The sequence below is a fragment of the Oceaniglobus sp. K40-3 genome, from assembly GCF_055808395.1.
Window position 1 is genome coordinate 375,531 of the sequence record NZ_CM147868.1, and the last position, 14,403, is coordinate 389,933.

Sequence of the window (14,403 nt, forward strand, 5' to 3'; positions counted from 1 at the left end):
GTAATCACAGCCCCATGACCGATCTTCTTAGCCGCCGCGCGGCGCGCCTTGGCCCCAATGTGCCCACCTTTTATGACCGCCCCGTGCATCTGGTGCGGGGCGAAGGTGTCTGGCTGTGGGATGCAGATGGCAAACGCTATCTCGATTGCTATAACAACGTCCCGCATGTGGGCCATTGCCACCCCCATGTGGTTGCGGCGATCGCACGGCAGGCGGGCACCCTGAACACCCACACCCGGTATCTGCACACCGGCCTTCTTGACGCGCTTGACCGGATCACTGCCACCCTGTCCCATGGCCTGAGTCAGGGCATCATGGTTTGCACCGGGTCCGAGGCGAATGATATTGCCCTGCGCATGGCACAGGCGGCGACCGGGGCAACGGGCGTGATCGCCACTGACAACACCTATCACGGCAACACCACCGCCACGGCGCAGCTTTCCACCCGCCGCCCGCCCATTGGTGGCTATCCGCCCCATGTGCGGCTGGTGCCAGCCCCCGAATCCGCCACCACCCCCGAAGAATTCGCCGCCCATGTGCGCAGCGCGATTGCCGAACTGCAAACCGCCGGGTTCGGGTTTTCCGGCATGATGCTGTGTCCGGTGTTTGCCAACGAAGGGCTGCCCAACATCGCCCCCGGGTTTCTTGACCCCACCGTCGCCGCGATCCGCGAGGCAGGGGGTTGATCCTGTGTGACGAGGTGCAGCCGGGGTTTGGCCGTTGCGGGCAATGGTGGGGGCATGACTGGCTGGGCATTGCGCCCGATGTGGTGACATTGGGCAAACCCATGGGCAACGGGCATCCGGTGGCCGCCACCGTGGCCAGCGAACCGGTGATGAAGGCGTTTCGCACCGCTTTTGGCTATTTCAACACCTTTGGCGGCAACCCGGTTTCCGCCGCCGCCGTCAACGCCACGCTGGATGTGATCGAACAGGACGGCCTTGTCGCCCATGCCGCCGCCATGGGCCGCCATGCCCGCAGCCACATGGAAACCCTGACCCACCCCGCCATCACCGAAATTCGCGGCAACGGGTTGTTCTTTGGCGCGGTGCTTGAGGAAAACGGCAAACCGGCCAGCGATCTGGCGGCACGGATTGTCGAGGACATGAAGGACCGGGGCGTGTTGATCGGGCGGATCGGGCGGCACATGAACATTCTGAAAATGCGCCCCCCTGCCGATCACCGCCGAACAGATCGACCTTGCTGTCGCTACCCTTGCCGAGGTTCTAACCACCCATGACAGATGACGACGCCATCGCGCTGGCCAAATCCGCCCTGCGCCTTTGGGGTGATGGCAGTGTCACGCGCCTGATTTCCAACCGCGAAAATGCTGTGTTCGAGGTGACGTTGGGTGACGGCACCCGCGCCGCCCTGCGCCTGCACCGGGCCGGGTATCAGACGGATGCCGCCATAGAATCCGAACTGGTATGGACCGAACAAATTGCCGCGCAGGAGTTTCCCTGCCCCGCGCCGATCCGCACCGCCGAGGGTGCCTTGATGGCACAGCCCGCCTTTGGCCCCCGTGCATCTTTGGTCAGTTGGATCGACGCCCTGGCCATCGGCGCCATGGGGCAACCTTTTGATGGCACGCCGGAACAGCACTGCCTCCTCTATCACGCTCTTGGTCAACGCATTGCACAGATGCACCGCCTGTCGGATGCCATCAAACGGCCTGCCGGTTTTGAGCGTCCTGACTGGAACACCGAAGCCCTGCTGGGGGACACGCCCCACTGGGGACCATTCTGGAACAACCCGTCGCTGAGCAGCGCCGAAAGCGATCTTTTGCAAAGGGCGCGCAAAACCGCCCATACCGCCCTGTGCGACGGGCAATACAGCACCGGCCTGATCCACGCCGACCTGTTACAGGAAAATATCCTCGGCACCGCCGACGCCCTCAGCATCATTGATTTCGATGATGGCGGCTTTGGCTTTTACCTTTATGATCTCGGCACGGCCCTTGTGCAGCATATCGACTGTCCGCATTTCAACGATCTGTCTGCCGCATTGTGCGATGGCTATGGCAGGGGCCACGACGATATGGCGTTGTTCACCCTGTTGCGCGCCCTTGCCTCGGCTGGCTGGGTCATTCCGCGCCTGCCGCCCGACGCGCCGCAACAGCGCATCTATGCGCAGCGTGCCCTGCAACTCGCGCGGGGGTGGGTGGCCCGGGCGGCCTAGACGACCACCGCCTCGGCCTTTTGTGCGCCAACGCCGAACACCCGCTTGTACCGGGCGATTTCCGATTCCGGGCCCATCGCCTTGTTGGGGTTGTCGGACAATTTCACCGTCGGGCGCCCATTGGCGCTGACCGCCTTGCACACCAGTGAAAATGGCGCCAGCGCATCGCCCGGCACAAGCCCGCGAAAATCATTGGTCAGCAAGGTGCCCCACCCGAACGACACCCGCACCCGCCCGTGAAACTGGCTCTGCAACTGAATGATCTTGTCCACGTCCAGCCCGTCTGAGAAAATCACCAGCTTTTCGCGCGGGTCTTCGCCGCGGGATTTCCACCAGTTGATCGCGGTTTCCGCCCCCGTGGCCGGATCACCTGAATCAATGCGGATGCCTGTCCACCCCGCCAGCCAGTCAGGCGCATGTTCAAGAAAACCAGGGGTGCCATAGGTATCGGGCAGGATGATCCGCAGGTTGCCGTCGTGTTCCTCGTGCCAGTCGGCCAGAACGTCGTATGGGGCCTGGCGCAACGCGGCGTCATCATCGGCCAATGCCGCATAGACCATGGGCAATTCGTGGGCATTGGTGCCGATGGCGGCAAGTTCGCGTTCCTTGGCAATCAGGCAATTGCTGGTGCCGACAAATTTGTCGCCCAGCCCTTCCTGCATCGCCTGCACGCACCAATCCTGCCACAGGAACGAATGCCGCCGCCGGGTGCCAAAATCGGCCAGCCCCAGATCGGGCACATCGCGCAGGGCCTCGGCCTTTTCCCACAGTTTCGTCATCGCCCGGGCATACAGCACCTGAAGTTCAAACCGCCCCATATCATGCAATACGGCGCGCCCGCGCAGTTCCATCAACACTGCCAGGGCCGGGATTTCCCACAGCATGACTTCGGGCCATTTGCCCTCGAACGTCAGTTCATACTGTCCGTCGCGTTTTTCCAGATGATAGGGCGGCAGGCGCAAAGCCTCGAACCAATCCATGAATTCGGGGGTGAACATCTGTCGCTTGCCGTAAAACGTGTTGCCCCGCATCCACGTGCTTTCGCCCCGCGACAGCGAAAGCGAGCGGATATGGTCAAGCTGTTCGCGCAATTCGCCCTCGTCGATCAGATCGGCGAGGCGGATTGATGTCGTTCGGTTGATCAGGCTGAACCGGACCTGCGTGTCGGGTTTGTTGCGAAACACGGATTGACACATCAACAACTTGTAAAAATCGGTATCAATCAGCGACCGGACAATCGGATCGATCTTCCATTTGTGGTTCCAGACACGGGTAGCGATATCGACCATAAGCTTTTCCTTTGGCATCACCCCCTTTGTGACCCACTCGCAAGAGGTGGGCAAGTACCTCTGGGGTGCGCATATTCCATGCAGAGTTCGTTCGCAGATTGTTTTTCCCATGCCAAGACGATAGCCACACAGGATGGTTGCCATATTCCTGAAAACCCTGCCCTTCTTTGCGCTGATTGCCCTTGGGTACTGGGCCGGACGCACCCGGTTCTTTACCGCCGAGGCAACGGCGTATCTCACGAAATTCGTGTTCTATTTCGCGCTGTCGGCCATGCTGTTCCGGTTCGCCGCCAATCTGTCGTTCTGGGAGGTGTTGGACCCTGATCTCATGCTGGCCTATCTGGGTGCGACCATGGCGGTTTATCTGCTGGCCACTGCGGTGGGAATGATCCGGGGTATCGGGCTGGAACAAACGGCCATCGAGGCGCAATGCGCCGTGATCGGCAATGTCGGGTTTCTGGGTGTTCCGATGCTGGTGCTGCTGTTGGGCGACGCGGCCATCGGGCCGGTGATGATGATCCTTGCCGTGGATCTGATCGTCTTTGGCTCGCTTGTCGTGATCCTGATCACCGGGGCGCGGGACGGGCGGCTGGCCTTTGGTCTTCTGCGGACCGTGGGCATGGGGCTGTTGCGCAACCCGATGATCGTGTCGGTTGCGCTGGGGTTTGGCTGGGCCGCGCTGGAATGGCCCATCCCCGGGCCGATGAATGAATTTCTGGCGATCCTTGGCGGTGCGGCCACACCCGGCGCGCTGTTTGCCATCGGTGCCTCGCTGGCCAGCAAATCGGCCGAGCGGGTCACCGTTGCCGGGTGGCTGTCCTTTTGCAAACTGATACTGCATCCGGCGGCCGTGGCCATGGCGGTGCTTGTCGTCATTCCCGCCGATCCCTATTCCGCCGGCGTGATGATCGCGGCGGCGGCGCTGCCGGTGGCGGGCAACGTCTATATCATCGCGCAACATTATGGCGTGGCGCCCCAGCGCGTTTCAGCCTCGATCCTGATTTCAACCTTGTTTTCGGTGATCACCGTATCGCTGGTCATCGCCTGGATCCTTGGCGGCGGCGCGGTTGTCAGCGGCGCAGCGGCGGGATAGCCATAGGGCAAACCGACAAAGGGGCCTGACGATGAAAACGATCTCGGAAAATGCGTGTTTTGGCGGGGTACAGGGGGTGTATTCCCATGCCTCGGATGCCTGCAAATGTGACATGACATTCGGGCTGTTCCTCCCCCTCAGGCCAAGGCCGGGCCGGTTCCGGTGCTGTGGTATCTGTCAGGGCTGACCTGCACCCATGAAAACGCCATGGTCAAGGCGGGCGCACAGGCCCATGCCGCCGCCCATGGCATTGCCCTTGTTTTCCCCGACACCTCGCCCCGGGGCGAAGGCGTGGCCAATGACGAAGCCTTTGATCTGGGGCAGGGTGCCGGGTTTTATGTGAACGCGACCGAACAACCATGGGCCGATCATTTCCGCATGTGGGATTATATCGCCTCGGATCTGCCCGCCGCCCTTTCTGCGCAACCGCTGGATTGGGAACGTCAGGCAATCACCGGTCATTCCATGGGCGGGCATGGCGCGCTGACCCTTGCCATGGGCCTGCCCGGACGCTTTGCCTCGGTTTCCGCGTTTTCCCCGATCTGCAACCCCTGCAACAGCGATTGGGGTCGCAAGCAGCTTACGGCGTATCTGGGCGCGGATGAAACCACATGGGCCGATCACGACGCCAGCGCGCTGATGTCGAAGGTGGGGTTTGACGGCCCGGTCCTGATTGACACCGGCACCAGTGATCAATTCCTTGATCTGCTGCGCCCCGAAACCCTGGCCCATGCCATGACCGAACGGCGCCAACAGGGGGTGATGCGGATGCAGCCCGGCTATGACCACAGCTATTTCTTTGTTTCCACCTTTATGGGCGATCATGTGGCCTTTCACGCAGCGGCCCTGAACCGGTGATCTATGTCGATGCCGATGCCTGCCCGGTCAAATCCGAGGCCGAAACGGTGGCAACCCGCCTGAACATAAAGATGTATCTGGTGTGCAACGGCGGCTTGCGCCCCTCGCGCAACCCGTTTGTGGAACTGGTGATCGTGCCCGACGGTCCCGACGTGGCCGATATGTGGATCGCGGATCGTGCCAAAACAGGCGATGTGGTCATAACCGGTGACATCCCGCTGGCGGCGCGGGTGATCGAAAACGGCGCGCGGGTGGTAAAACACAACGGCGAACCCCTGACGCAGGCCAATATCGGAACGGTCCTTGCCACCCGCGATCTGATGAGCGACCTGCGCGCCGCCGATCCGTTTCGCCAAGGGGGCGGGCGGGGCTTTACAAAGGCCGACCGCTCCCGTTTCCTCGATGCATTGGACAGGGCCGCGCGGGCGGCGGAAAAGGATGTGTCATGACCGTCAACGCAGTGATTTTCGACATCGGCAACGTTCTGATCGAATGGCACCCCGAACGGTATTATGACCGCGCCATCGGAGCTGAACGGCGCAAACAGATGTTCGCCGAGGTCGATCTGCACGCCATGAACGAACGGGTGGATATGGGCGCTGATTTCCGTGACACCATCTATGACATGGCCGAACAGCACCCGAAATGGCGCAGCGAAATCCGCGACTGGCATGACAACTGGATCGAACTGGCCAAACCGGCCATCCCCCATTCGGTGAAACTGCTGCGCGCCCTCAGAACCAAGGGCGTGCCGGTGTTTGCCCTTACCAATTTCGGAGTGGGGAGTTTCGATCACGCGGCCACGTTTTATGAATTCTTCACCGAATTCGACCGCCCCTATATTTCCGGGCACATGAAGATGGCCAAACCCGACCCAAAAATTTACGCAGCGGTCGAACAGGATTGCGGGTTACCCCCCGAAACCCTGCTGTTCGCGGATGACCGGGCCGATAACATCGCTGCCGCCAGGGCACGCGGCTGGCAGGGGCATCTGTTCACCCACCCCCAAGGCTGGGCCGACAGATTGGTGGCCGAGGGGCTTTTGAGCAACGAAGAGGCAGCAGCATGACATTTCCGATCATCAGTTACGAAAAGGGCGACACCACGCTGGATTGGATCGCCCTCACCGATGCCTTGGCCGCGGGCCACGCCCTGCCCCGGGCCGAGATCAAGGACAGCTTTCTTTACCGCGACAAGGACACGGTACTGTCACGCGCCGCATGGATTGACGGGTTGGGGATGGCGGTGAAAACCGCCACGATCTTTCCGGGCAATCCGGCGGCGGGCAAACCGATGGTCAACGGCGCGGTCAATCTTTATTCGGACGCGGACGGCAGCCTGACCGCCCTGGTCGATTTCCATCTGGTCACCAAATGGAAAACGGCGGGCGACAGCCTGCTGGGCGCCCGCCATCTGGCCCGACCGGACAGCGAAAACATTCTGATCCTCGGGGCGGGCAATCAGGCACGCGCCACCCGGCAGGCCTATGGCGCCTTGTTCCCAAAGGCCCGGTTCACCGTCTGGAACCGCACCCCGGAAAACGCCGCGAAACTGGCCGGTGAATATCCGGCCACCACCGCCGCGCCCGATCTGCAAACGGCGGTACAGGGCGCGGACATCGTGATCGGCACCACCATGTCAACCGACCCGATCCTGCGCGGGGAATGGCTGCGCCCCGGTCAGCATGTCGACCTGATCGGTGCCTACCGCCCCGACATGCGCGAGGCCAACGATACCGCGATCACCCGCGCCACCCTGTTCGTGGACAGCCGCGATACAACACTGGATCATATCGGCGAGCTGAAAATCCCGCTGGCCGATGGCACCATCGCCCGCAATGACATTCGCGCCGATTTCTATGATCTGCCCACGGGCACATTCAAACGCGACACGCCCGAACAGATCACCCTGTTCAAAAACGGCGGCGGCGCGCATCTTGATCTGATGACGGCGCACCATATCCTGACCACATTGAAAGGCACGTGATGAGCAAACTTTTGTCGCAAACCGACGTTCAGGCGTTTGCCCGGGACGGCGCGATTGTCGTGCGCGGCCTGTTCACCGAATGGGTTGAAACCATGGCGCAGGGCATCGACCGCAACATCCGATCCCCCGGCCCCTATGCCAGCGAAAACAGCGTCACCCAGGGGCGGTTCTTTGACGATTACTGCAACTGGCAGCGTATTCCCGAATTTGAGAACGTGATCCGCAACAGCCCCGCCGCACAGGTGGCCGCCGAGGCGATGCAATCAGACACCACCCGGATTTTCCACGATCATGTGCTGGTGAAAGAACCCGGAACCCCAAAACCCACCCCATGGCATCAGGATTCTGCCCTATTACTTTGTCGAAGGCACGCAAACCGTCAGCATGTGGATTCCCCTTGATCCGGTGCGCGAGGCGTCGTTGCGGCTGATCGCCGGGTCGCACCTGTGGCCAAAGATGGTACGTCCGGTCAGTTGGGCCGATGACAGCGATTTTTACAAGGGCGACGATGCATGGATGCCGGTGCCCGACCCCGACGCCAACCCCGGCGACATGCAGGTTCTGGAATGGCCGATGGAGCCGGGCGACGCGGTACTGTTCGATTTCCGCACCGCCCATGGCGCGCGCGGCAACCTGACCGACAGCCGCCGCCGCGCCCTGTCCCTGCGGTTTGTGGGCGACGATGCGCGCTATGTGGAGCGCCCGGGGCGCACCTCGCCGCCCTTTCCCGGCCATGGGATGCAGCCGGGCCACCCCCTGCGCGATGATTGGTTTCCCGTGATCTGGGGTGACTGACAATGGGGTGGCTGCTGCTTGTTCTTGTTGCAACGCTTGCAGCCGCGCCCTGGATGTCGGAGCGGACGCGCCGAACGCTGGGCACCAGCGACCGCGCCAAAACTGACCTTGCCGATCTGCCCATGGGCCAGACATATTTTCGCTGGCACGGCCCCGAGGGCGGGCCGGTGGCGGTCTGTGTTCATGGTCTGACCACGCCATCACAGGTTTACGCCCCGCTGATCGACCATCTTACCAAGGCGGGGTTCCGCACACTGGCCTATGATCTGCCCGGGCGCGGGCTGTCTGACAGGGCGCCGGGGCAGCAGGACAGCCGGTTTTTCATCCGCCAGCTTGAAACCCTGCTTGACGATCAGGGGGTCGGCCAGATTGACCTGCTGCTGGGCTATTCCATGGGCGGGTGCATCGTTGCCCCCTTTGCCGCCAAAGCGCCAAAACGGGTGGGGCGGCTGGTGCTGCTGGCCCCGGCGGGGTTGCTCCATAATGCGGGGGCGCTGGCCAATTTCACCCGCCGCACGCCACTGATTGGTGATTGGCTGATGCTGGGCTTTGGCGGTGTGGCCATGCGCGCCGATCTGGCCGCAAATTCACCCTCCGGCCTGCGCGATATTCAGATCGCACAAACCCGGCGCCGGGGGTTTCTGCCCGCCATCCTGTCATCGCAACGCCATATCCTGAGCGAGGACATGCGCCCGCACCACCGCGCCATCCAGGCAGCGGGGGTAAAAACGCTGGCCATCTGGGGCATCGAGGATACGGTCATTCCTGTCTCGAACGTCGGGCGTCTGGCCGAGGTAAACCGCGACGCCCATCAGGCGACCATTCCCGACGCCACCCACGCCCTGCCCTATTCCCACGCCCCGCAAGTGGCGGGCGAGATCATCCAGTTTCTGAACGATACCAAGACAGGCCAACATTCATGACCATTTATGCCATCGGCGATATTCACGGCCAGATCGACATGCTGCGCGCGGCCCACGCCCGCATCGCGGCGGATCAGGCAAAGCACGGCACCGACGATGCGCCAATCATCCACCTTGGCGACCTGACCGACCGTGGCCCCGACAGCCGGGGGGTTCTGGATCACCTGATTGCCGGACGTGCCGCCGGTGCCCCATGGATCGTGCTGAAGGGCAATCACGACCGGATGTTCAAAGGTTATCTTGATGATCCGAACTATCATGACCCGCGCTTGCACAGCGGTCTGACATGGCTTGACCCGCGCCTTGGCGGGGATAAAACGCTGGCCTCATACGGGGTCGATGCCGATCCGGCGCGCGACCCGGCGCAGGTCTACGCCGAGGCGCGCGCGGCCGTGCCAGAGCCCCACCGCGCCTTGCTGGCCGACCTGCCCCTGACCTATGCCACCGACAATCTGCTGTTTGTTCATGCGGGCATTCGCCCCGGCGTGCCGCTGGATCAACAGGCCGAGGATGACCTGGTCTGGATTCGCAAGGATTTTCTCGAGGATACCCGCGATCACGGATTTCTTGTGGTCCATGGCCATACGGTGGTCGAACAGCCAACCCATGCGGGCAACCGGATCGCGCTGGATACCGGCGCGGGTTATGGCAAACCGCTGACGGCGGCTGTGTTCGAGGGGGCAGAATGTTTCGTTCTGGGGGAAAGCGGGCGCGTACCCTTGCGCCCCTGAGCCGTTATTCGCCCCCGCCCAGATGCTGCTGGCCCCGTCGGCGGGCCAGTTCGATCTGGCGCTGGCGTTCACGAAACCGCGCCCGATCAGATTCGGCAATCGTATCAATGCAATGGGGGCAGGACACGCCCGCCTCATAGGTGGCATGGGCCTTGTCCGCCGCTGAAATCGGCCGGCGGCAGGCATGGCACAGATCGTGCTGCCCCGGGGTCAGGCCGTGGCCCACCGACACCCGTTGATCAAAGACGAAACATTCGCCCTGCCAAAGCGAATCCGCTTCTGGCACCTGTTCCAGATATTTCAGGATACCGCCTTTCAGGTGAAACACATCCTCAACCCCCTGCGACATCAGGTAATTGGTGGATTTTTCACAGCGGATACCCCCGGTGCAGAACATCGCGATCCGCTTGCCTTTGTATTGGTCGCGGTTCGCCGCCCACCACGCGGGAAAATCCCGAAACGTCGGGGTTTGCGGATCGACCGCGCCCTGAAAGGTGCCGATGCCCACCTCGTAATCGTTGCGCGTATCAATCACCGCCACATCGGGCGCGCTGATCAGCGCGTTCCAATCCTGCGGATCGACATAATGCCCGGTGCCCGCCACCGGATTGACCCCCGGCTGGCCCATCGTGACAATTTCGCGTTTCAGGCGCACCTTCATGCGCAGGAACGGCTGGCTTTCGGCCTGACTTTCCTTCCATTCCAACCCGTCGCATCCGGGCAGGGCGCGGATATGGGCCAGCACGGCATCAATCGCGGCGCGGCTGCCTGCGATGGTGCCGTTGATCCCTTCGGGGGCCAACAGCAGGATGCCCTTCACGCCCTCGTCATGACACAGGGCGGCCAGCGGCGCGCGCAGGGCGGCGGGATCGTCAAAGCGGGTGAATTGGTAAAGGGCGGCGATGGTTATCATGGCGCGCCAATTACGCCCTTGGCCCGCGCGCGGCAAGGTGTAGGGTGAACCAAGACAACAGATGTGAGGCCCCATGACGACGAAATCCGCCCTTTTGGTCATAGATGTGCAAAATGATTTCTGCCCCGGCGGCGCCTTGGCCGTGAACGGGGGCAATGACATCGTGCCGGGAATCAACGCTTTGATGGATGATTTCGATGCGGTGATCCTGTCGCAGGATTGGCACCCGGCGGGCCATTCATCGTTCGCCAGTTCACACCCCGGCGCAACCCCGATGAGCCTGATCGACATGCCCTATGGCCCACAGGTTCTGTGGCCTGACCACTGCATTCAGGGCAGCCCCGGCGCGGCCTTTCACCCCGATCTGCGCACCGATGGCGACATGATCATCCGCAAGGGGTTTAACCCCGCGATCGACAGCTATTCCGCGTTCTTCGAGAATGACCATAAAACGCCTACCGGCCTTGAGGGGTATCTGCGCAACCGGGGGATTGGAGCAATCACGCTGGTTGGGCTGGCGCTGGATTTTTGCGTCAATTATTCGGCGGTGGACGGTGCGCAGCTTGGCCTTGAGGTAAGCGTGCGCACCGATCTGTGCCGTGCCATTGATTTTGACGGCTCCGCTCGCGGCGGCGACAACAGCGATGGAAAAGGCAGGCGTAACCCTGACCTGACCGGCTCAGGTCAGCCCGGTGGCGGGATCAAGGCCCAGCATCAGGTTCAGGTTTTGCACCGCCGCCCCGGACGCACCCTTGCCCAGATTATCAAGGACCGCCGACAGCACGATCCGCCCCCCGGCACCATCACCCAGCACCGAAAGTTCAAGATTGTTGGTGCCGTTCTGCGCCTGTGGATTTTCGCGCGCTTGCAGGGCCTCCAGCGGGCGCACCTGAACAAACCCCGCGCCATAGTGATCGGCAAGGGCCGCGTGCAGATCCCCCATGGGCGCGGTGATCATGCCGGGATGCAGCATGATTTGCACCATCATCCCCTGCGCGAAATTGGCAACCGAGGGCACAAACATCGGCGTGGCGCCAAGCCCGGCGTGGGTGACGATTTCGGGCAGGTGTTTGTGCGTCTGACCCGTGGCATAGACAAAGCTGCCGGTTGTGGCGCCACTTTCGTACTCCGCGATCAACCCCTTGCCGCCGCCGCTATAACCCGAAATCCCGAAGATCGAGAGCGGCACATCAGCGCCCAGCAGGCCCGCATCACGCAGGGGGCGCAACAGGGCGATGGCGCAGGTGGAATAGCAGCCCGGGTTGCTGACCCGCGCCGCATTGGCCACCGTGGCACCCTGACCGGCGGTCAACTCGGGAAAACCGAACGCCCATGCGGGATCAACCCGGTGGGCGGTGCTGGCATCAATCAACCGGGTGTCGGTGTCGGCACACAGGGCGACCGCCTCGCGTGCGGCATCATCGGGCAGGCACAGGATGGCAACGTCAGCCTCGGCCAAGGCCTCGGCCCGGGCGGTGGCATCCTTGCGCCGGTCATCAGACAGCGAAATCAGGGTGATGTCATCGCGGGCGGTCAGGCGGTCGCGGATCTGCAACCCGGTTGTGCCAACTTCGCCATCAATGAACACCTTCGCCGTCATGATCTTCCCCTTTGATTGTCACCATGGGGGATAGCCTGTTGCACCGGAGTTGCCAAGACACGCCAAACGTCACCCCGATCCGATCAGGATACCCGCCGCCAGCACCAATCCGCCCCCCAGAACCACCTGCATTGTCGCCCTGAAAAACGGCGTCTGCATGAACCGGTTCTGGATCCAGGCGATGGCCCACAATTCGATAAACACCACGATGCCGGCCACGGTGGTCGCGGTCCAGAAATCGGGGATGAGATAAGGGAGCGCATGGCCCAAACCACCGAGCGTTGTCATCACGCCCGCCGCGATGCCGCGTTTGAACGGGCTGCCCCGGCCTGAAATCTCGCCGTCGTCGCTGGCCGCTTCGGTGAAGCCCATGGAAATGCCCGCCCCGACCGAGGCCGCCATGCCCACCAGAAACGCCTGCCAGGTGTCGCCGGTGGCAAAGGCGGCGGCAAAAATCGGCGCAAGGGTTGAAACGGACCCGTCCATCAAACCGGCCAACCCGGGCTGTACCCATGTCAGGATGAATTGCCGGTGGGCGGTGCGTTCCTCGGCGCTGCGGGTATCGTCGCCCAGGTGTTCGGCGATCAGGGCATTGGCGAGATCCGAATGCCCCGCCTCTGCCGCGGCCAGATCACCCAACAGTTTGCGCGTGGCTGCATCCTGCGTGCGTGCGGCGGCCTTTTCGTAAAAGGTCTGGGCGTCCCGCTCCATCGCCTCGGCCTCATCGCGGATGCGTTCGATCTTGAGATTTTCGATCAGCCAGACGGGGCGGCGGGCATAGAACCCGGACACATGTTCGCGTCGGATCAGGGGAATCACCTCGCCAAAACGGCTGCGGTACAATTCGATCAGGCGGCGGCGGTGTTCATCTTCCTCGGTCGCCATGCCATCAAACACAGCCGCCGAACCGGGAAAATCACTGCGCAGACGTGCGCCATAAGAGCGATAAATGCGCGCATCGTCCTCCTCGGACGATATGGCCAGCGCCAGAACCTCCTGATCCGAAAGATCACGGAAACGGCGGCGGTTTGATACTCCGGGGATCATGGCAGGCTCCAGTTTAGAATCATTCTAACCTAAGGCAATGAACCTGAAACGCAAGGCTTGCAATCTGAACTGATCGGTTTATTTATGTGAACAGATCAGTTCACTTTAGAATCGGAAACACCATGACCCGCCTCACCCTTGCCACCGCGACCGCACTTTTCCTTGGTTCTTTCGCTGCCAACGCCATGCAGATTCTGCCACCGGACCTGACCTTTCCGCCTGCGGACGGCACCATTTCCACCAAAACCTGCGAACAGGCGGTTTGCGTTCCGGGCAAGTAACACCTGGCCGGTTTTCGTCGCACGGCCCCGGGCTTCCTTGCTGAAACTGAACGTTTCAGTCTATTGTGACGAAAAATCGGGGGCCACATGAGCGCGATGGATGACGGAGTCAAAAAAGGGCGCAAGTTCGAACAGGTGCTGGACGGCGCCCGGACCGTTTTTCTGAAAGACGGGTTTGAGGGGGCCAGCGTCGACACCATCGCCAAGACCGCAGGCGTGTCCAAGGCGACGCTTTACAGCTATTTTCCCGACAAGCGCCTGTTGTTCATGGCGGTTGCCGGGGCTGAATGCCGCCGTCAGGCCGAAACAGCCACCGCGCGAATGGACATGTCAGCCGCGCCCGCCGTGGTATTGCGCGAGGCCGGCACCCATCTGATCCGGTTTATGCTCTCGGATTTCGGGCAGAACGTGTTTCGCATCTGCGTTGCCGAAACCGAGCGGTTCCCCGAACTGGGCTGTCAGTTCTATGAAAGCGGGCCGGGCGTTGTTGAAACCGCCCTGTGCCAGTATTTCGACCTTGCCATCGCCCGGGGCGAATTGGCGATTGATGATCGGGTGCTGGCCGCCCACCAGTTTGCCGAACTCTGCAAGGCGCAGCTTTTCCCGCGCCTTGTGTTTGGCATACAATCCCGGTTCACCGATGCCGAGGTCAGGCGGGTGATTGACGGCGCGGTTGAAATGTTCGTCGCGCGGTATGGGACGGCGTAAT

Annotated in this window: 15 protein-coding genes and 3 pseudogenes; 14 read left to right on the plus strand and 4 right to left on the minus strand. The window is 62.1% G+C overall.

All coding sequences use genetic code 11. The annotated features are described in order from the left end of the window. Positions 1 to 14: 14 nt before the first annotated feature. The 3 genes from AC0L7P_RS01985 to AC0L7P_RS01995 are packed head-to-tail and all read left to right on the plus strand — an operon-like array spanning position 15 to position 2,178. A complete protein-coding gene (locus AC0L7P_RS01985) occupies positions 15 to 686 on the plus strand; it encodes an aminotransferase class III-fold pyridoxal phosphate-dependent enzyme (protein ID WP_473434252.1) in 672 nt (223 codons plus the stop codon). After that, on the plus strand, positions 683 to 1,240 hold the full coding sequence (locus AC0L7P_RS01990) for an aminotransferase class III-fold pyridoxal phosphate-dependent enzyme (RefSeq protein ID WP_473434253.1): 558 nt from the start codon (positions 683 to 685) through the stop codon (positions 1,238 to 1,240). The genes AC0L7P_RS01985 and AC0L7P_RS01990 overlap by 4 nt, the downstream gene beginning before the upstream one ends. Beyond that, on the plus strand, positions 1,237 to 2,178 hold the full coding sequence (locus AC0L7P_RS01995; protein ID WP_473434254.1) for a phosphotransferase enzyme family protein: 942 nt from the start codon (positions 1,237 to 1,239) through the stop codon (positions 2,176 to 2,178). The genes AC0L7P_RS01990 and AC0L7P_RS01995 overlap by 4 nt, the downstream gene beginning before the upstream one ends. On the opposite strand, the gene pncB is transcribed toward AC0L7P_RS01995, so the two are convergent. Further along, on the minus strand, positions 2,175 to 3,467 hold the full coding sequence (gene pncB / locus AC0L7P_RS02000) for a nicotinate phosphoribosyltransferase (protein ID WP_473434255.1): 1,293 nt from the start codon (positions 3,465 to 3,467) through the stop codon (positions 2,175 to 2,177). The genes AC0L7P_RS01995 and pncB overlap by 4 nt on opposite strands. A gap of 133 nt (positions 3,468 to 3,600) precedes the next feature. Between pncB and AC0L7P_RS02005 the strand changes: the two genes are divergently transcribed. From AC0L7P_RS02005 to AC0L7P_RS02040, 8 genes and pseudogenes are all read left to right on the plus strand, one after another. Further along, complete coding sequence (locus AC0L7P_RS02005) at positions 3,601 to 4,560, plus strand: AEC family transporter (protein WP_473434256.1); 960 nt, start codon at positions 3,601 to 3,603, stop codon at positions 4,558 to 4,560. Positions 4,561 to 4,591: 31 nt separating this feature from the next. After that, a pseudogene (gene fghA / locus AC0L7P_RS02010) lies at positions 4,592 to 5,418 on the plus strand (S-formylglutathione hydrolase). Further along, positions 5,415 to 5,867, plus strand: coding sequence for a YaiI/YqxD family protein (locus tag AC0L7P_RS02015; protein ID WP_473434257.1), 453 nt, complete (start codon positions 5,415 to 5,417; stop codon positions 5,865 to 5,867). Before fghA ends, AC0L7P_RS02015 begins: the two are co-directional and overlap by 4 nt. Beyond that, entirely contained in the window at positions 5,864 to 6,487 is a 624-nt protein-coding gene (locus AC0L7P_RS02020; protein ID WP_473434258.1) for an HAD family hydrolase, read from the plus strand. Before AC0L7P_RS02015 ends, AC0L7P_RS02020 begins: the two co-directional genes overlap by 4 nt. Beyond that, on the plus strand, positions 6,484 to 7,404 hold the full coding sequence (locus tag AC0L7P_RS02025) for an ornithine cyclodeaminase family protein (protein ID WP_473434259.1): 921 nt from the start codon (positions 6,484 to 6,486) through the stop codon (positions 7,402 to 7,404). Before AC0L7P_RS02020 ends, AC0L7P_RS02025 begins: the two co-directional genes overlap by 4 nt. Further along, a pseudogene (locus tag AC0L7P_RS02030) lies at positions 7,401 to 8,199 on the plus strand (phytanoyl-CoA dioxygenase family protein). Before AC0L7P_RS02025 ends, AC0L7P_RS02030 begins: the two are co-directional and overlap by 4 nt. Positions 8,200 to 8,201: 2 nt before the next feature. Then, entirely contained in the window at positions 8,202 to 9,122 is a 921-nt protein-coding gene (locus AC0L7P_RS02035; protein WP_473434260.1) for an alpha/beta fold hydrolase, read from the plus strand. Further along, positions 9,119 to 9,853 carry a metallophosphoesterase gene (locus AC0L7P_RS02040; RefSeq protein ID WP_473434261.1) on the plus strand — a complete coding sequence of 245 codons (735 nt, stop codon included), beginning with the start codon at positions 9,119 to 9,121 and terminating at the stop codon, positions 9,851 to 9,853. Before AC0L7P_RS02035 ends, AC0L7P_RS02040 begins: the two co-directional genes overlap by 4 nt. A 4-nt stretch (positions 9,854 to 9,857) precedes the next feature. Here AC0L7P_RS02040 and trhO read toward each other — a convergent pair whose 3' ends face one another. Then, positions 9,858 to 10,766, minus strand: coding sequence for an oxygen-dependent tRNA uridine(34) hydroxylase TrhO (trhO, locus tag AC0L7P_RS02045; protein WP_473434262.1), 909 nt, complete (start codon positions 10,764 to 10,766; stop codon positions 9,858 to 9,860). Positions 10,767 to 10,839: 73 nt separating this feature from the next. Here trhO and pncA point away from each other — a divergent pair. Continuing rightward, positions 10,840 to 11,440 (plus strand): annotated as a pseudogene (pncA, locus tag AC0L7P_RS02050) (bifunctional nicotinamidase/pyrazinamidase). A gap of 5 nt (positions 11,441 to 11,445) precedes the next feature. Here the strand turns inward: pncA and argC are convergent. After that, on the minus strand, positions 11,446 to 12,366 hold the full coding sequence (gene argC / locus AC0L7P_RS02055) for an N-acetyl-gamma-glutamyl-phosphate reductase (protein WP_473434263.1): 921 nt from the start codon (positions 12,364 to 12,366) through the stop codon (positions 11,446 to 11,448). A 69-nt stretch (positions 12,367 to 12,435) separates the two neighbouring features. Then, positions 12,436 to 13,413 (minus strand): iron exporter MbfA, encoded by a 978-nt coding sequence (gene mbfA, locus AC0L7P_RS02060; RefSeq protein WP_473434264.1) that lies wholly within the window; start codon positions 13,411 to 13,413, stop codon positions 12,436 to 12,438. A 122-nt stretch (positions 13,414 to 13,535) separates the two neighbouring features. Here mbfA and AC0L7P_RS02065 point away from each other — a divergent pair, with 122 nt between their 5' ends. Continuing rightward, complete coding sequence (locus tag AC0L7P_RS02065) at positions 13,536 to 13,694, plus strand: hypothetical protein (protein WP_473434265.1); 159 nt, start codon at positions 13,536 to 13,538, stop codon at positions 13,692 to 13,694. Between the two features lie 87 nt (positions 13,695 to 13,781). Next, entirely contained in the window at positions 13,782 to 14,402 is a 621-nt protein-coding gene (locus tag AC0L7P_RS02070; RefSeq protein ID WP_473434266.1) for a TetR/AcrR family transcriptional regulator, read from the plus strand. Position 14,403: the final 1 nt, after the last annotated feature.